Below are 17,526 nucleotides of genomic sequence, written 5' to 3' on the forward strand. Positions count from 1 at the left end.
AGAGCTAGCACTCTCGATGTCAATCAACCAAAGGAATCCCCACACCACACCCAGAGGATGCAGTGCACGGGGTAATACTTGGCACTGACTTTCGGCACGCTGTTGAGTTCTCAAGGAACGGACGCGCGAAGAACCAGACCCCCTGCGGGGCCCTCGTCAACGGCGGCTTGTCCACTCTACGCCCTGCGGGCGGCCCTTCCGGACCCCCTCCTCGCGGCCCTTCCGGACCAGCGCGGCGCAGAGAGAAAGTTACGCGCCTGCCGGACGCCCTGTCAAACCCGCCCGGGGGTGACGGTGGACACCCGGCCGGAACCGGCGCGTCACCTGGCGTTCACACGCCAGGCCGGCCCTCAGGGCGCGGACGGGCCACGCTGCACACCGGCCACGGCCCGCTTGCCACGACGCAGGACCAGCCACCCACCGGGCAGCCAGGAGTCCGCCCCGGGGACCGCGTCGGCGTCCGTCACACGCTCGTTGTTCAGGTACGCGCCGCCCTCCTTCACCGTGCGCCGGGCCTCGGAGAGGCTCGCCGCCAGGCCGGACAGCTGCAGGAGCTGGGCGATCGAGGGCAGCTCGCCGTCCAGCGTCACGCTGCCGGCCTCCCGCAGCGCGGCTCCGAGGGTGTCGGCGCCGAGCGTCGACAGCTCCTCGCGGCCGAACAGCGCCCGACCGGCCGCCTCGGCCTGGCGCAGCTCCTCGGGACCGTGCACCAGGAGGGTCAGCTCCTCGGCGAGGGCTCGCTGCGCGGCGCGGGAGGCGGGCCGCTCCTCGCTCTCGGCCACCACGGCGGCGACCTCCTCGGCCGGACGCTCGGAGAACTGCGGCAGCCAGGTGCGGGCGTCGGCGTCGTCGGCGTTGAGCCAGAACTGGAAGAACGCGTACGGCGAGGTGAGCGCCGGGTCCAGCCAGACGGTGCCGCCCTCGCTCTTGCCGAACTTCTGCCCGTCGGACTTGGTCACCAGCGGGGTGGAGAGCGCGTGCACGCCGGTGCCCTCGGTGCGGCGCACGAGGTCGATGCCGGCGGTGAGGTTGCCCCACTGGTCCGAGCCGCCGCTCTGCAGCGTGCAGCCGTGCCGGCGGAACAGCTCGCGGAAGTCGTTGGCCTGCAGGATCTGGTAGCTGAACTCGGTGTAGCTGATGCCGGCCTCGGAGTTCAGCCGGGCCGACACCGCCTCCTTGGCGAGCATCCGCCCGACCCGGAAGTGCTTGCCCAGGTCGCGCAGCAGGTCGATGGCCGACAGCTGCGACGTCCACTCGAGGTTGTCCACGTACACCGGCGCACGCAGGCCGTCCCGCTCGGCGGGCGTCTCCAGGAACGGGGCGATCTGCCGGCGGATGCTGCCGACCCACTCCGCCACGGTGTCCCGCTCGTTGAGCTGGCGCTCGGCGGTGGGCCGCGGGTCACCGATCAGGCCGGTGGCCCCGCCGACCAGCACGATCGGCTGGTGCCCGGCCCGCTGCAGGGCCCGCAGCAGCATGAGCTGCACGAGGTGCCCGACGTGCAGGCTGGCCGCGGTGGGGTCGAAGCCGCAGTAGTAGGTGACCGGCCCGGCGGCCAGGTGGGCGCGCAGCGCGTCCTCGTCGGTGGTCTGGGCGATCAGCCCACGCCGGTGCAGCTCGTCGATCACGTCGGTCACGGCTACCGATCCTCCCCCGCGGCCCGCCGCGCCCTCCGCCCACCCGGCCGGAAGGCGCTCACCGTGTCCGACGCGGGGTCCCAGAACCGCCAGGGCAGCTCGGTCGCGACGCTGATCCCCACCCGCGGGCCGGTGGCCACCGCCGCGGGGGGACCACCGGCGTGCAGGCGCACCGGCGACGCCGGGTCCAGCAGGTCGGCGCCCCGGTCGTCCGGGCCGATGCCGAGCGCCTGGGTGAGCCGGGCCGGGCCGCGGGCGAGGTCGCGCGCGGCCCTCGCGGCGGGACGGCGAGCCTGCGCGAGGGGCTCCCCCGCCACCACCTCGCCCGCCCGCAGCAGCACCGCCGACCCGCGCCCCTCCGGGCCGACGACGACGTTGGCGCACCAGTGCACGCCGTAGCTGAAGTACACGTACAGCCGCCCCGGCGGGCCGAACATGATCGCCGCCCGCGGCGTCGGGCCGCGGTGGGCGTGCGAGGCGGGGTCCGCCCCCTCCCCCGAGTACGCCTCCACCTCGGTCAGGCGCAGCGCGACCGTGCCCTCGGGCCGGTCGGTGACGACCCAGCAGCCCAGCAGTGCGGGTGCGACGTCGTCGACCGGGCCGAGCAGCTGATCGGCGGTGAGCAGCGGCCCGGGCACGGCAGGGCTCAGAGCGCCGCCGCCACCGGGGACGACGTCGCCCAGTCCGCGTGCCGGCGGGCCAGCTCGGCCAGCTGGGTCAGCTGCCCGGCGACCCGCTCGGGCGCCGTCCCCCCGCGGGCCTTCCGCGCGGCCAGCGCGCCCCGCACCGACAGCACCGCGCGCACCTCGGGGGTGAGGCGCTCGTCGATGCCGGCGAGCTGGTCGTCGTCGAGCTCGTCGAGCTCGAGGCCGGCGGACTCGCAGAAGGCGACCATCTCGCCCGAGATCTCGTGCGCCGACCGGAACGGCACGCCTTCGCGGACGAGCCACTCGGCGACGTCGGTGGCCAGCGCGAACCCCTGGGGCGCGGCGGCCTCGATGACCTCCGGGCGCAGCGTGAGGGTCGCCATCATCCCGGTGACCGCGGGCAGGAGCAGCAGCAGCTGCTCCATGGAGTCGAAGACCGGTTCCTTGTCCTCCTGCAGGTCCCGGTCGTAGGCCAGCGGCAGGCCCTTGAGCATCGTGAGCAGGCCGGTGAGGTTGCCGACGAAGCGCCCGGACTTGCCTCGGGCGAGCTCGGCGATGTCGGGGTTCTTCTTCTGCGGCATGATCGACGACCCGGTGGCCCAGGCGTCGTCCAGGCGCGCCCAGCCGAACTCGGTGGAGGTCCACAGGACGACCTCCTCCCCCAGCCGGGACAGGTGGACGCCGACCAGCGCGGCGGCGAAGCAGAACTCGGCGGCGAAGTCGCGGTCGCTGACGCCGTCGATGGAGTTGTCCGAGGCGCGGTCGAAGCCGAGCTCGGCGGCGACGGCGTCGGGGTCCAGCGGCAGCGAGGACCCGGCGAGCGCGCCGGAGCCGTAGGGGCTGACGGCGGCCCGCCGGTCCCAGTCCTGCAGCCGGTCGACGTCGCGGGCGAAGGAGTGCGCGTGCGCCAGCAGCTGGTGGGCGACCAGGATCGGCTGGGCGTGCTGCAGGTGCGTCATGCCGGGGGCGGCGACGTCGGCGTACCGCTCGGCGAGACCGACCAGCGCGTACTCCAGCGAGGACAGCTCCCGCACCAGCGCCCGGACGTTGTGCCGCAGGTACAGCCGCAGGTCGGTGGCGATCTGGTCGTTGCGGCTGCGCCCGGCGCGCAGCTTGCCGCCCAGCGCGCCCAGCTTCTCGGTGAGGCCCCGCTCGAGCGCCTCGTGCACGTCCTCGTCGGACTCCTGCGGGCCGAAGGTGCCGGCGGCGACCTCCGCCGACAGCTCGGTGAGGGCGCCGACCATGGCGTCCAGCTCGTCGTCGGTCAGCAGGCCGCCGCGGTGCAGCACGCGCGCGTGCGCCCGGGAGCAGGCCAGGTCGTACGGGGCGAGCGTCCAGTCGAAGTGCGTGGACTTGCTCAGCGCGGCCATCGCCGGCGACGGGCCGCCGCCGAAGCGGCCGCCCCAGAGCCGGGTCTGAGAGGGCTGTGCGTCGGCGCTCACGGGGTGGGTCCCTCCGGGGTGTCGGCGGTGGTGTCGGTCGGGTGGGTGCCGTCCTCGGCGACGAGGTCGGCGTTCAGCTCGGGGTAGACCGGCGGGGTCCGGCGGGCCAGGGCGGTGAGCCGCCCGGCCAGCGCCGGACCGCCGTCGGGGGCGCGGGAGACGACGAGCAGCGTGTCGTCCCCCGCGATGGTGCCCAGGACGTCGGGCAGCCCCACCTTGTCCAGGGCGGAGGCGAGGAACTGCGCCGCACCGGGCGGGGTGCGCAGGACGGCGAGGTTCGCGCTGCCCTCCGCGCCGATGAGCAGGTCGGCCAGCAGGCGGGTGAGGCGGGCCGGGGCGCTCTGCGCGGGCCGCAGCGGCGCGTTCTCCGGCGGCAGGACGTAGCTGGCGGGGGCGCCGTCGGACCCGCGCAGCTTGACCGCGCCCAGGTCCTCCAGGTCCCGCGACAGCGTCGCCTGGGTGACCTCGACGCCCGACGCCGCCAGGAGCGCGGCCAGCTGGGTCTGCGAGGTCACCGCCTGGGCCTCGATCAGCTCGCGGATGCGCGCCTGGCGGGCGCTGCGCGACAGCGCACCGGTCATCGGCGTCGGCACCTCACCGGGCACGCTCCAGCAGCCACGTGAGCACCGCCTTCTGGGCGTGCAGCCGGTTCTCCGCCTCGTCCCAGACGACGCTGCGCGGGCCGTCGAGGACCTCCGCGGCGATCTCCTTGCCGCGGTAGGCGGGCAGGCAGTGCAGGACGACGGCGTCGCCGGCCGCCCGGGCCAGCGCCACCTCGTCGACGGCGTAGGGCAGGAACGGGGCGATGCGCTCCTCGTACTCCGACTCCTGCCCCATGGACACCCAGGTGTCGGTGACCAGGACGTCGGCGCCGTCGGCGGCGGCCGCGGGGTCGGCGGTCCAGCACACCGAGCCGCCGGTCCCCGCGGTGATCTCCGCGGCCCGCGCCAGCACCGCCGGGTCGGGCTGGAACCCCTCCGGCGAGCCGATCCGCACGTGCATGCCGGCGGTCGCCCCGCCCAGCAGGTAGGAGTGCGCCATGTTGTTGGCGCCGTCGCCGAGGTAGCTCATCGTGAGCCCCGCCAGGGCGCCCTTGTGCTCGGCGACGGTCTGCAGGTCGGCGAGGATCTGGCAGGGGTGGAACTCGTCGGTGAGCGCGTTGACCACCGGCACCCGGCTGGCCCCCGCCATGGCCTCGATGCGGTCCTGGCCGAAGGTGCGCCAGACGATCGCCGACACCTGCCGGTCCAGCACCCGCGCCGTGTCCTCGACCGGTTCGCCGCGGCCCAGCTGGCTGGCGGCGGCGTCGATGACCAGCGGGTAGCCGCCGAGCTCGGCGACGCCGACGGAGAACGACACCCGCGTGCGGGTGGACGGCTTGTCGAACAGCACGGCCACCGCGCGCGGCACCCCGTTGGCCGCCCGCAGCGGGGTCGGCGCGGCGTCGGTGTGCCGGGTGCGCTTGAGCTCGGCGGCGAGGGCGAGGACCTCGGCCTGCTCGGCGGGCGAGAGGTCGTCGTCGCGCAGGAAGTGGCGGGTCACGACCGGCCCGCCACGTCCAGGGCGCCCGGCAGGGCGGCGACGAAGGCGTCGACCTGGGCGTCGGTGACCACCAGGGACGGGGCCAGCCGGACGACGTCGGGGGCGACGGCGTTGACGAGGAACCCGGCGTCGCGCAGCGCGGTCTCGGTGGCGGCCGCGACCGGCGCGGTGAGGACGACGCCGAGCAGCGCGCCCCTCCCCCGGACGCCGGCGACCGCGTCGTGCCCGAGCCCCTCGATGCCGGTGCTGAACCGGTGCTCGAGCTCCTTGGCCCGCTCCAGCAGCCCCTCGTCGCGGAGGGTGTCGAGCACGGCCAGGGCGGCGGCCGCGGCGATCGGGTTGCCGCCGAAGGTGGACCCGTGCGAGCCGGCGGTCATCAGCTCCGCGGCGTCGCCGAAGGCGAGCATCGCGCCGATCGGCAGCCCCCCACCGAGGGCCTTGGCGAGGGTGATCACGTCGGGGCGCAGCCCGTCGGCCTGGGAGGCGAACCAGTGCCCGGTGCGGCCGATGCCGGTCTGCACCTCGTCGAGGGCGAACAGCGCGCCCGCGCCGGCCGCGGTCGAGGCGGCGGCGGCCAGGTAGCCGGCGGGCGCGGGCTGGACCCCGCCCTCGCCCTGGACGGGCTCGAGCAGCACCATCGCCGTCGTGTCGGAGACGGCCCCGGCGAGGGCGTCGGCGTCGCCGTAGGGCACGTGGGACACCCCGCCGGGCAGCGGGGCGAACGCGGCGGCCTTGGACGGCTGCCCGGTGAGCGCGAGGGCGCCCATGGTCCGGCCGTGGAAGCCGCCCTCGGCGGTGACCACGCCGGGCCGGCCGGTCAGCCGGCTGAGCTTGAACGCGGCCTCGTTGGCCTCCGCGCCGGAGTTGCAGAAGAAGACCCGGCCCGGCCGGCCGGCGAGCTCCAGCAGCCGCTCGGCGAGCAGCACGCCCGGCTCGTGCATCGCCAGGTTCGACACGTGCCCGAGGACCTGCGCCTGCCGGGTGATCGCCTCGACGACCCGCGGGTGGGCGTGGCCCAGGATCGTCGTCGCGATGCCGCCGAGCAGGTCGGTGTACTCGCGGCCGTCGACGTCCCAGACGCGCGCGCCCTCGCCCCGGGCCAGGGCGATCGGCGGCGTCCGGTAGTTGCCCATCATGACCGCCGACCAGCGGCGGCCCAGCTCCTCCGTGTGCGTCGTGCTCGTCATGCTGTCGCCTCCTCCTGGGTCGTCGGGTCGTGGGTCGTCGGGTCGTGGGTCGTCGCGTCGTGGGTCGTCGCGTCGTGGGTCGTCGGGTCGTGGGTCGGCGGGGCGGGGACGACCATCGTCCCGGTGCCCTCGCTCGTGAACATCTCCAGCAGCAGGGCGTGCGGGGTGCGCCCGTCGACGACGGTCGCCCGCTTCACCCCGCCCTCGACCGCCCGCAGGCAGGCGGCCATCTTCGGCACCATCCCGGAGTCCAGGTCCGGCAGGATCTCGGCCAGCTCCGCGGCGTCGATCTGCTGCACCAGCGAGCCCCGGTCGGGCCAGTCGGCGTAGAGCCCCTCGACGTCGGTGAGGACGACGAGCTTGACGGCGTCCAGCGCGACGGCGACCGCGGCCGCGGCGGTGTCGGCGTTGACGTTGTGCACCACGCCGTCGGCGTCGGGCGCGACGGTCGCGATGACCGGGATGTGCCCGCGCTCCAGCAGCGCCTGGACCGGGGTCGGGTCGACCTCGACGACGTCGCCGACCAGGCCGACGTCCACCGGCTCGCCGTCGACCAGCGCCCGGGTGCGCTCGGCGCGGAACAGGCCGCCGTCCTCCCCGGACAGGCCCACGGCCAGCGGGCCGTGCTGGTTGATCAGCCCGACCACCTCGGGGGTGACCTGGCCGGTGAGCACCATCCGGACGACGTCGATGGTCTCCTCGGTGGTCACCCGCAGCCCGCCGCGGAACTCGCTGGTGATGCCCAGGCGACCCAGCATGTCGGTGATCTGCGGGCCGCCGCCGTGCACGACGACGGGCAGGATCCCGCAGGTCCGCAGGAACACCATGTCGTCGGCGAAGGCGCGCCGGCACTCGTCGTCGACCATCGCGTGGCCGCCGTACTTGATCACCACGACGTTGCCGTGGAACTCCTTGAGCCACGGCAGCGCGCCGGTGAGGACGGCGACCTTGGCCGCGTCACCGGCCGGGTCGTAGGTGCGCATCTTGCGGGTCGTGCCGATGCGGCGGCGCACGGCCCCCACGTCGGGGGCGTGCGCGTCGATGCGCACGTCCGGCGGGGTGGGGTCCTGCGCGTCCGGGTCGTGCACCGTCGTGACGTGGGGTTCGGGCTCGCTGACGCTCATGTGGAGTACGCCGAGTTCTCGTGCACGTAGGCGATGGACAGGTCGTTGGTCCAGATCGTCGCCTGCTCGGTGCCGGCCCGGAGGTCGACGTCGATGGTGACGGCCCGGCCGGTGAGGTCCACGCCCTCCCGCGGGTCGCCGATCGACCCGTTCCGGCCGACGGTGACCCCGTTGATCGTGACGTCGACCGAGTCGGCCTCGAAGGCGGCGTCGGTGGTGCCGATCGCGGCGAGCACCCGGCCCCAGTTGGGGTCGTTGCCGAACAGCGCGGTCTTGAGCAGGTTGTTGCGGGCGCAGGCCCGGCCGGCGGTCAGCGCGTCCTCGACCGTGGCGGCGTTGCGGACGGTGATCGCGATGTCCTTGGTGGAGCCCTCGGCGTCGGCGAGCAGCTGCAGGGCCAGGTCGGTGCAGAGCGCGGTCAGTGCCTCGGTGAGCTCCGCGGCGCCGGGGGTCACCCCGCTGGCCCCGTTCGCCATGGCCACGACCGTGTCGTTGGTGGACAGGCAGCCGTCGGAGTCGACCCGCTCGAACGACGCCCTCGTGGCCGCCTCCAGCGCGGTCTGCAGGACCGCGCCCGGCACCACCGCGTCGGTGGTCACCACGACGAGCATCGTGGCGAGGCTGGGCGCGAGCATGCCCGCGCCCTTGGCCATCCCGCCGACGGTCCAGCCGTCGCGCTCGACGACCGCCGTCTTCGGCACCGAGTCGGTGGTCATGATCGCCCGGGCGGCGTCCGGCCCGCCGTCGGCGCTCAGCGCCTTCGCGGCGTCGGTGACCCCCGGGAGCAGCCGGTCCATGGGCAGCCGCACGCCGATGAGCCCGGTGCTGGCGACGGCGACGTCGACCGCGCCGAGGCCGAGCGCAGCCGCGGCGTGCTCGGCCGTGGCGTGGGTGTCGGCGAAGCCCTCGGGTCCGGTGCAGGCGTTGGCCCCGCCGGAGTTGAGGACGACGGCCCGCAGCCGGCCGGTGGAGAGCACCTGGCGGCTCCACTGCACCGGTGCGGCCGGGAAGCGGTTGGTGGTGAAGACGGCGGCCGCGGCGTCGTCGGGACCGTCGTTGACGACCAGCGCGACGTCGGGTGCGCCGGAGGACTTGAGCCCGGCGGCGACGCCGGCGGCCCGGAAGCCCTGGGCGGCGGTGGTGGTCACGGTGCGACTCCTACGAGGGGCAGGCCGGTGGTCTCGGGCAGGCCGAGGGCGAGGTTGGCGCACTGGACCGCCGCTCCCCCGGTGCCCTTGGTCAGGTTGTCGACGGCGGCGACGACGACCAGCCGGCCGGCGTCGGGGTCGACCGCGAGCTGGATGGCGACGGTGTTGGCGCCGAGCACCTGGGCGGTGGTCGGCCACTGGCCCTCGGGCAGGAGGTGCACGAACGGCTCGTCGGCGTAGGCCTCGGCGTAGGCGGCCCGGGCGGCGTCGGCGTCCACACCGGGGGCGAGCCGCGCCGAGCAGGTGGCGAGGATGCCCCGGCTCATCGGCACCAGCGTCGGGGTGAAGCTGACCGACACCGGCGCGCCGGCGGCCTGCGAGAGCGTCTGCGCCATCTCCGGCGTGTGCCGGTGCACCCCGCCCACGCCGTAGGCGCTGACCGAGCCCATGACCTCGCTGCCCAGCAGGTGCGGCTTGACCGACTTGCCCGCGCCCGACGTGCCGGAGGCCGCCACGACGACGACCTCGGGCTCGACCAGGCCGGCGGCCAGGGCCGGGGCCATGGCCAGGGTGACCGAGGTCGGGTAGCAGCCCGGGACGGCGATCCGCCGCGCCCCGGCGAGCTTCTCCCGCTGGCCGGGCAGCTCGGGCAGGCCGTAGGGCCAGGAGCCCGCGTGCTCGTTCCCGTACCACCGGGTCCACGCGGCCGGGTCGGTCAGCCGGTGGTCGGCGCCGCAGTCGATGACCAGGGTGTCGGCGGGCAGCTGCGCGGCGATCGCGGCGGACTCGCCGTGCGGCAGCGCCAGGACGACGACGTCGTAGCCGGCGAGGTCCTCGACGCCGCTGGGCCGGACCTCGAGGTCGGCGTAGGGCAGCAGGTGCGGCTGGAGCTCACCGAGGCGTCGGCCGGCGCTCGATGCCGCGTGCACCCCGGTCAGCCGGAGCTGCGGGTGGCCGGCCAGCAGCCGGCACACCTCACCCCCCGCGTACCCGGTGGCGCCGGTGACCCCGACCGTCCACGTCTGCGATGCGCTCACGATGCATGACCATACACGGCCGTGCATGACCGTGCATGGCGGTTTCCCGGGAGGGCCCCGCGGTCCGGGTCAGGCGAGCGGGTCGTCGTCGCCGTACGGGCGCAGCCGCAGCCGGCGGGCGTCGCCCTCGGGGGTGCGGCCGCGGAGGGCGTCGAGGTCGTCGCCGCCGACGCGCAGGAACCGCCCGCTCCAGGCGTCGAGCTCGCCCGCGGCGATCGCGGTCACGAACCGGACGACGTCGGCCGGGTCGGTCCACTCGGTCCGCCCGGCGTGCAGGGGCATGGCCTCGGTCATCGTCGTCCGGACGACGCCGGGGGCCAGGTCGAACGCGCGCACGTCCGACCCCTCCAGCGCTCCCGCCAGGGCCTCGGTGAGCCGCATCAGCCCGGTCTTGGCCACCGAGTAGGCCGAGTACTCCGGCCGGGCGCGCACGCTCATCCCGCTGGCGACGTTGACGATGCGGCCGCGGTTGCGCAGCACCATCCACGGGACGACGGCGCGGCAGAGCAGGAACCCGCCGCGCACGTGGCTGGCGACGACGTCCCACCACTGGTCGGGGTCGGCCTCCCACAGCGGCTCCTCGGCCGCGTCGATCAGCCCCGCGTTGTTGACCAGCAGGTCGACCCGGCCGAGCTCGTCGGTCACCTGCGCCACCGCCGCGTCGACGGCCGCCCGGTCGGTGACGTCGGCGGTCACGGCCAGGGTGGGGGCGCCGGTGGCGGCGGCGATCTCGTCCATCGCCGCCCGCAGCCGGCCGGCCGACCGGGCCAGCCCGGCGACGGCCATGCCGCGGGCGGCCAGGCCCTCGGCGAGGGCCCGGCCGATGCCCGACCCCGAGCCGGTGACCAGCGCGACCCCGGCCAGCTCAGCCACGCAGCTCGGCCCCGTGCGCCTGCTCCACGAACCGGATGACGCGCTCGCGGACCTCGGCGGCCTCCTCGCCGCTGAGGGTCCGGTCCGGCGCCCGCAACGTCAGCGCGAAGGCCAGCGACCGGCGGCCGGCACCGACCTGCGGCCCGGCGTAGACGTCGAACAGCCGGACGTCCTCGAGCAGGTCCCCGGCGCTCTCGCGGACCGCGGCCGCGACGTCGGCCGCCGGCACCGGGTCGGCGACGACGAAGGCCAGGTCCAGGTAGACCGGCGGGAAGGCCGAGACCGCCGGACCGACCGGGACCGCAGCGGCCGGCAGGGCGTCGACGTCGAGCTCCATCACCGAGGTGCGCGCCGGCAGCTCCAGCGCCGCGCACACCCGCGGGTGCAGCTCACCGGCGTGCCCCACCACGACGCCGTCCACGAGCAGCTCCGCGCAGCGGCCGGGGTGCCAGGGCGCGCGGTCGCCGGCGCGCACGGTCAGCTGCACGCCGGCGGCGGCGGCGACCCGGCGGGCGGCCTCGACGGCGTCGGCCCACTCGGCGGGCCGGCCGGGCCCCCACCAGCCGCGCGCCTCGCGCTGCCCGGTGAGCGCCACGGCGACGTGCCAGGGCTGGTCGGGGACGGCGCCGAGCAGCGCGGCCAGCGTCGCGTCGTCGGGCCGGCCGGCCACGCCCGGCAGCGGCGCCGGGGTGCGGTGCCCCCCGGGGAACACCGAGCCGTGCTCGAACAGCGCCAGGTCGCGCCGGCCGCGGGCGAGGTTGCGGGCCAGGGTCGCGAGCAGGCCGGGCAGCAGCGTGGTGCGCAGCGCCGGCTCCTCCTCCGACAGCGGGTTGCGGACGACGACCACCGCGCGGCGCTCGTCGTCGGCGGGCAGGCCGAGCGCGTCCAGCGCCCGCTCCCCGACGAACGGGTACGCCGGCGCCTCGACGTAGCCGGCCTCGGCCAGCGCCCGGCCGATCGCGCGGCGGCGGCGCTGGCCGTCGGTCAGCCCGCGGCCGGGCGGGGCGGTGGGCAGGACCGACGGGATGTCGTCGATGCCGGCCAGCCGGACGACCTCCTCGACCAGGTCGGCCGGGTCGGTCAGGTCCGGGCGCCACGACGGCGGGGTGACGGTGAGCGTGCCCGCCGTCCCCTCGACCGCGCAGCCGACCTGGGTCAGCCGCTCGACCACCTCCGCGGCGGGATAGGGCACGCCGGCGACGCGGGCGGGCCGCCCGGCGTCGAGGGTGATCGCCGTCCGCGGGCGGCGGGTGTCGACGTCGACCGGCGCCCCGACGACCCGCGCGCCGCCGTACTCGGCGAGCAGCTGGGCGGCCCGCGCGAGGGCGACGACGGTCATCTCCGGGTCGACCCCGCGCTCGAAGCGCTTGGCGGCCTCGCTGGGCAGCCGGTGCCGGCGGGCGGTGCGCGCCACCCCGGTGGGCTCCCAGTGCGCGGCCTCCAGCAGCACGTCGGTCGTGCCGTCCCCGATCTCGGTGGACGCGCCGCCCATGACGGCGGCCAGCCCGATCGGGCCGGTGTCATCGGTGATGAGCAGGTCGTCGGCGTCCAGCACGCGGTCGGCGCCGTCGAGGGTGGTCACCCGCTCCCCCGCCCGCGCCCGGCGGACGACGATCGGGCCGGTCACCGCGGCGCGGTCGAAGGCGTGCATCGGCTGCCCGAGCTCGAGCATCACGTAGTTGGTGACGTCGACGGCCAGCGAGATGCTGCGGACGCCGGACTGCGCGAGCCGGCGGCGCATCCACCACGGGCTGGGCGCGGTCGGGTCCAGCCCCTCGAGCGCGATCATCGAGAAGCGGTCGCAGCGCTCGGCGTCCTCGACGCGCACCTGCCAGGCGGGCTCGCCCGACCACGCGGGCAGCTCCAGCGCCCCCGGGTCGCGCCAGTCGACGCCCAGGCCGGTGCCCATCTCGCGGGCGATGCCGCGCATCGACAGGCAGTAGCCGCGGTCGGGGGTGACGGCCAGCTCGATGACGACGTCGTCGAGCCCGACCAGCGGCGCCGCCGGCGTCCCGGGGGCGGGGGCGTCGTCCCCGAGCACGAGGATCCCGGCGTGGTCCTCGCCCACGCCGAGCTCGCGGACCGAGCAGATCATCCCGTCCGACACCCGGTCGTAGGTCTTCCGCGAGGCGATCGCGAAGCCACCGGGCAGCACGGCGCCGGGCAGCGCGACCACCACGGCGTCGCCGACGGCGAAGTTCCGCGCGCCGCACACGATGCCCCGCGACTGCGCCTCCCCGACGTCGACCTGGCAGAACCGGATCGGCTTCTTGAAGCCGGTCAGCTCCTCGATCTCCAGCACCCGGCCGACCACGAGCGGGCCGGTGACCGGCTCGGGGCGGTGGATCTCCTCGACCTCCAGGCCGAGCCGGACGAAGGCGGTGTCGAGCTCCTCGACGCTCGTCCCGGCGGGGACGTCGACGTGCTCGGCCAGCCAGCCGATGGGGACCCGCATCAGAGCTCCACTCCGAACGCAGTCGTGAACCGGACGTCGCCCTCGACGATGTCGCGCATGTCGCCGACACCCGAGCGGAACTGCAGGGCCCGCTCGATGCCCATGCCGAAGGCGAACCCGCTGTACTCCTCCGGGTCCACGCCGCAGGCGACGAGCACCCGCGGGTTGACCATCCCGCACCCGCCCCACTCGACCCAGCGCGGGCCGTCGCGGTGCTCGGGGAACCAGACGTCGAACTCCGCCGACGGCTCGGTGAACGGGAAGTAGGACGGCCGCCAGCGGGTGATCGCGTCGGCGCCGAACAGCGAGCGGGCCAGGTGGTCCAGGGTGCCGCGCAGGTGGGCCATGGTCAGCCCGCGGTCGACCGCCAGGCCCTCCACCTGGTGGAAGACCGGGGTGTGCGTCGCGTCGAGCTCGTCGGTGCGGTAGACCCGCCCGGGCGCGACGACGTAGACCGGCGGCCGGCGCGACAGCAGGGTGCGCGCCTGGACCGGGCTGGTGTGCGTGCGCAGCACCAGACCCGCGTCCTCCGGCGCGACGAAGAAGGTGTCCATCATCGTGCGCGCCGGGTGGTCGCGGCCGATGTTGAGCGCGTCGAAGTTCAGCCACTCCGCCTCGAGCTCCGGGCCCTCGGCGACCTCGTAGCCCATGCCGACGAAGACGTCGGCGATGCGCTCGGTGAGCGTGGTCAGCGGGTGCCGCGCGCCGCGGGGCGAGCGGTCCCAGGGCAGGGTGACGTCCACCCGCTCCTCGGCCAGCACGCGCGCGTCGCGCTCGGCCTCCAGCTCGGCCAGCCGGCGCTCGTAGGCCTCGGTGACGGCGACGCGGGCGGCGTTGACCCGCTTCCCGGCGTCCGAGCGCGCGGCCGGCGGCAGCGCACCGAGCTCGCGGCGCGCCAGCAGCACCGGCGCCCGGTCGCCGAGGTGGGCCGGCCGCACCGCGGCCAGGCCGGCGAGGTCGGCGGCCGCGCCGAAGGCCTCGACCGCGGCGGCGACCGCGGCGTCGAGGGACTCGGCGGACAGCGCGGCGACCTGCTTGGGGTCGTAGGGGTCGTTGGCGCCAGACACGGGAGGCCATTCTGCCCGGCACCGCCCCCCGGGCGCGCGTGGGTTCTCGGGGGACCCGCCGACCCGACCGCCGCCCGCCGCGGGCGGTCGGCACACTCGTGCCCGGCGGGCGCCGGCGCAGGCCCCCGCGCCGGGTCGCGCCGGGTCGGCCCCGGCGCGGGAGAGGAGCAGCGTGGCCGTCCTGCTGGCGCTCGCGTCGGCCGTCGTCTACGGGACGTCGGACTTCCTCGGCGGGCTCGCCAGCCGCCGGGCCCCGGTGCTCGCGGTCGTCGCGGTGTCCCAGGCGGCCGGCCTGGCCGCCCTGCTGCTGCTCCTGCCCTGGGTCGGCGGCCCCGCCACCGCCGCGGACCTGGCGTGGGGCGCGGCCGCGGGACTGGCCGGTGCGACCGGGCTGACCATCTTCTTCCGCACCCTCGCCGGAGGGGTGATGAGCGTGGTCGCGCCGACGACCGCCGTCACCGCCGCCGCCGTCCCCGTCGTCGTCGGGCTGGCGTCCGGGGAGCGCGTGGGCCCCTGGGCGACGGCGGGCATCCTGCTCGCCCTGGTCGCGATCGCGCTCGTGTCCGCCGAGGAGGGGCTGGGCGCGCTGCGGGCGGCCCGCCCGGCGGCGCTGCTGCCGGCCCTGGCCGCCGGCGCGGCGTTCGGCCTGTTCTTCGCCCTGCTGGACCAGACCTCCGCCGACGCCCGGCTCACGCCGCTGGTGGCGGCCCGGGCGGCGTCGGTCCTGCTGGTGCTCGCGGTCGCGGGGGCGACGCGGGGGTCGGTGCGCCCACCGCGGGCGGCGCTGCCGCTGGTCGTGGCCTCCGGCGTCGGGGACATGACGGCCAACGCGCTGTTCCTGCTCGCCACCCAGGCCCCGGGCCAGCTGGCCGTCATCGGCGTGCTGTCGGCGCTGTACCCGGTGAGCACCGTCGTGCTGGCCCAGACCCTGCTGCGCGAGCGGCTGGTCGGCGCCCAGGCGGCGGGGCTGGCCGCGGCCGGGGTCGCCATCGCGCTGATCGCCGGCGGCTGACCGGCCTCCCCCGCTGGGGGTGGCCGGTCGCCGTCCCCGTGTGCCCGGGGCGCCCGGGTGCCGATCCCCTGCCCGTGGACCTCTCCCTGCTCGCGCCCGACGCTCCCGCCGACCTCGGTGGCGAGCTCGACGCCGTCCTCTCCTCCGGCGGCGTCCGCAGCGTGTTCCAGCCCATCGTCGAGATGGACACCGGCCGGCTGGTCGCCTACGAGGCCCTGGCCCGCGGACCGCAGGGCCCGCTCGAGCGCCCCGACCAGCTGTTCGGCGCCGCCCGCGCCGCGGCCCGGCTGGCCGAGCTGGACGAGGCGTGCCGGGCCGCGGCGCTGCGCGGCGCGCTGGAGCAGGGGCTGACCGCGCCGCTGACGCTGTTCGTCAACGTGGAGCCCGAGGTGCTCGACCACGCGCCGCTGGAGACGCTGCTGGGGCTGGCCGCCGCGGCGCCGGGCCGGCTGCGCGTCGTCCTGGAGATCACCGAGCGGGCGCTGGCCACCCGGCCCGCCGAGCTGCTGCGCACGGTCGAGCGGGTGCGCTCGGTCGGCTGGGGCGTGGCGGTGGACGACGTCGGCGCCGAGCCGATGTCGCTGGCGTTCATGCCGCTGCTGCGCCCGGACGTGGTGAAGCTGGACCTGCGGCTGGTGCAGGACCGCCCCGGTCCCGACGTCGCCGAGATCATGAACGCGGTCAACGCCTACGCCGAGCGGACCGGCGCGGTCGTGCTGGCCGAGGGCATCGAGCACGAGCGGCACCTGGCGATGGCGCGCGCCCTGGGCGCCACGCTCGGCCAGGGCTGGTACTTCGGCCGCCCGTCGGCGGTGCCCGTGACCGACCGCGAGGTCGGCGAGCTCGTGCTGCCCGGGTGCGCCGAGGCGGTCGTGGCGGACGAGAGCGTGTCCCCGTTCGCCTGCCTGCCCCCGGGCACCCCGCTGCGGCAGTCGCCCAAGGCGCTGCTCATCGAGCTGTCCAAGCAGCTGGAGCGGGAGGCCCTGCGCATGGGCGCGACGTGCGTCGTCGCCGCCACGTTCCAGGAGGCCCGCCACTTCACGCCCGCCACCACGCAGCGCTACCGCGACCTGGTCGAGCGGACGGCGTTCGTGTGCGCGCTGGGCGAGGGCCTGCCCGAGGAGCCGCTGCCGGGGCTGCGCGGCGCCACGCTGGCCGACGGCGACCCGGTGCGCGGCGAGTGGGACCTCGCGGTCCTCAGCCCGCACTTCTCCGCGGCCCTGCTGGCCCGCGACCTCGGCGACTCCGGCCCCGACGCCGAGCGCCGGTTCCAGTACGCGCTGACCTACGACCGGGAGACGGTGGTGCGCGCGACGTCGTCCCTGCTCGCCCGCGTCGCGCCGCGCGTCGGCCCGCCGCGGCCCGTCCGCCCCGCGGCCCCGTCCGCGCCGGTCGCGGTGCCCGTCCCCCGCGCGCCGGGTGGGGACCCGGCCGCGGAGGTCCTGCTGCTGGAGGGCCTGGCGGCCACGCCCAGCGGCGTCGCCGTCGCCGACCTGCGCCGCCCCGACCAGCCGCTGGTGTACGTCAACCCCGGCTTCGAGCGGCTGGCCGGCCTGCCCCGCGAGGAGCTGCTGGGCCGCAACTGCCGGTTCCTGCAGAGCCCCGACACCGATCCCGCGGCGCTGGCCCGCATCCGCGCGGCCGTCGCCGCCGGGCAGGAGTGCCGGGAGACGCTGCTCAACGTCCGCGGTCCGGAGCGCACGCCGTGGTGGAACGAGCTGCACCTGGCGCCGGTCCGCGACGCCTCGGGCACGGTCGTGCAGTACATCGGCGTGCAGGTCGACGTCACCGCGCGCGTCGAGGCCGAGCGGGCGCTGCTGCAGGAGCGCGACCGCACCCGCGCGGCCCTGGAGCGGATCGAGGAGCTCGCCGGCACCGACCCGCTCACCGGCCTGGCCAACCGCCGCCGGCTGCACGAGCAGGCCGAGACCGCGCTGTGGGACGCCCGCGCCCGCGGGGACGCGCTGGCGCTGCTGTTCCTGGACCTCGACGGCTTCAAGGCGGTCAACGACCGGCTGGGCCACGCGGCCGGCGACGAGCTGCTGCAGCAGGTCGCCGGCCGGCTGCGGCAGCGGCTGCGCCGCCGCGACCTGGTCGCCCGGCTGGGCGGCGACGAGTTCCTCGTCGCCCTGCCGGGCCTGCCCGCCGACGGCGCGCATGCCGAGGCCCGCCGGGTGGCCGACGAGCTGCTCGCCTCGGTGTGCCGCCCGGCGCAGGTGCGCGGCGCCACGGTCAGCGTGGGCGCCAGCGTGGGGATCGCCGTGGCCCCGGAGGACGGCGACGGCGTCGACGCGCTGCTGCACCTGGCCGACCTGCGGATGTACGAGGCGAAGGCGGCCGCCACGCGCTGAGGGC

General features: G+C 76.4%; 14 protein-coding genes. 2 read left to right on the plus strand and 12 right to left on the minus strand.

From position 1 onward, the window contains the following. Positions 1–350: 350 nt before the first annotated feature. The 12 genes from tyrS to pheS all read right to left on the minus strand — a co-directional run bounded on the left by tyrS (position 351) and on the right by pheS (position 14,159). Entirely contained in the window at positions 351–1,637 is a 1,287-nt protein-coding gene (tyrS, locus tag ACI781_RS10465; protein ID WP_456566033.1) for a tyrosine--tRNA ligase, read from the minus strand. A gap of 2 nt (positions 1,638–1,639) precedes the next feature. After that, positions 1,640–2,275, minus strand: a complete 636-nt coding sequence (locus ACI781_RS10470; protein ID WP_456566034.1) for a DNA-3-methyladenine glycosylase — start codon at positions 2,273–2,275, stop codon at positions 1,640–1,642. 8 nt (positions 2,276–2,283) lie between these two features. Further along, entirely contained in the window at positions 2,284–3,726 is a 1,443-nt protein-coding gene (gene argH / locus ACI781_RS10475) for an argininosuccinate lyase (RefSeq protein WP_456566035.1), read from the minus strand. Further along, positions 3,723–4,307, minus strand: a complete 585-nt coding sequence (locus tag ACI781_RS10480; RefSeq protein ID WP_456566036.1) for an arginine repressor — start codon at positions 4,305–4,307, stop codon at positions 3,723–3,725. The genes argH and ACI781_RS10480 overlap by 4 nt, the downstream gene beginning before the upstream one ends. Positions 4,308–4,320: 13 nt before the next feature. Continuing rightward, entirely contained in the window at positions 4,321–5,268 is a 948-nt protein-coding gene (argF, locus tag ACI781_RS10485; protein WP_456566037.1) for an ornithine carbamoyltransferase, read from the minus strand. Continuing rightward, positions 5,265–6,455, minus strand: a complete 1,191-nt coding sequence (locus tag ACI781_RS10490; RefSeq protein WP_456566038.1) for an acetylornithine transaminase — start codon at positions 6,453–6,455, stop codon at positions 5,265–5,267. The genes argF and ACI781_RS10490 overlap by 4 nt, the downstream gene beginning before the upstream one ends. Then, entirely contained in the window at positions 6,452–7,579 is a 1,128-nt protein-coding gene (gene argB, locus ACI781_RS10495) for an acetylglutamate kinase (RefSeq protein ID WP_456566039.1), read from the minus strand. The genes ACI781_RS10490 and argB overlap by 4 nt, the downstream gene beginning before the upstream one ends. Further along, positions 7,576–8,727 carry a bifunctional glutamate N-acetyltransferase/amino-acid acetyltransferase ArgJ gene (argJ, locus tag ACI781_RS10500; RefSeq protein WP_456566040.1) on the minus strand — a complete coding sequence of 384 codons (1,152 nt, stop codon included), beginning with the start codon at positions 8,725–8,727 and terminating at the stop codon, positions 7,576–7,578. The genes argB and argJ overlap by 4 nt, the downstream gene beginning before the upstream one ends. Then, positions 8,724–9,764, minus strand: coding sequence for an N-acetyl-gamma-glutamyl-phosphate reductase (argC, locus tag ACI781_RS10505; RefSeq protein ID WP_456566041.1), 1,041 nt, complete (start codon positions 9,762–9,764; stop codon positions 8,724–8,726). Before argC ends, argJ begins: the two co-directional genes overlap by 4 nt. A 69-nt stretch (positions 9,765–9,833) precedes the next feature. Next, on the minus strand, positions 9,834–10,637 hold the full coding sequence (locus tag ACI781_RS10510; protein ID WP_456566042.1) for an SDR family NAD(P)-dependent oxidoreductase: 804 nt from the start codon (positions 10,635–10,637) through the stop codon (positions 9,834–9,836). Continuing rightward, complete coding sequence (gene pheT / locus ACI781_RS10515) at positions 10,630–13,092, minus strand: phenylalanine--tRNA ligase subunit beta (protein WP_456566043.1); 2,463 nt, start codon at positions 13,090–13,092, stop codon at positions 10,630–10,632. The genes ACI781_RS10510 and pheT overlap by 8 nt, the downstream gene beginning before the upstream one ends. Further along, positions 13,092–14,159: a phenylalanine--tRNA ligase subunit alpha gene (gene pheS / locus ACI781_RS10520; RefSeq protein WP_456566044.1), complete on the minus strand. Its 1,068-nt coding sequence runs from the start codon at positions 14,157–14,159 to the stop codon at positions 13,092–13,094. Before pheS ends, pheT begins: the two co-directional genes overlap by 1 nt. A 172-nt stretch (positions 14,160–14,331) precedes the next feature. Between pheS and ACI781_RS10525 the strand changes: the two genes are divergently transcribed. Both ACI781_RS10525 and ACI781_RS10530 read left to right on the plus strand, forming a co-directional pair. Continuing rightward, positions 14,332–15,171 (plus strand): EamA family transporter, encoded by an 840-nt coding sequence (locus ACI781_RS10525; protein WP_456566045.1) that lies wholly within the window; start codon positions 14,332–14,334, stop codon positions 15,169–15,171. A 74-nt stretch (positions 15,172–15,245) separates the two neighbouring features. Continuing rightward, positions 15,246–17,522 (plus strand): diguanylate cyclase domain-containing protein, encoded by a 2,277-nt coding sequence (locus ACI781_RS10530; protein WP_456566046.1) that lies wholly within the window; start codon positions 15,246–15,248, stop codon positions 17,520–17,522. Positions 17,523–17,526: the final 4 nt, after the last annotated feature.

This window comes from Blastococcus sp. SYSU D00695 (assembly GCF_054050555.1).

Coding starts and splice junctions, on each gene's coding strand:
- argB (WP_456566039.1), bottom strand. CDS start 7,579: ATGAGCGTCAGCGAGCCCGAACCCCACGTCACGACGGTGCACGACCCG.
- ACI781_RS10490 (WP_456566038.1), bottom strand. CDS start 6,455: ATGACGAGCACGACGCACACGGAGGAGCTGGGCCGCCGCTGGTCGGCG.
- pheT (WP_456566043.1), bottom strand. CDS start 13,092: ATGCGGGTCCCCATCGGCTGGCTGGCCGAGCACGTCGACGTCCCCGCC.
- ACI781_RS10480 (WP_456566036.1), bottom strand. CDS start 4,307: ATGACCGGTGCGCTGTCGCGCAGCGCCCGCCAGGCGCGCATCCGCGAG.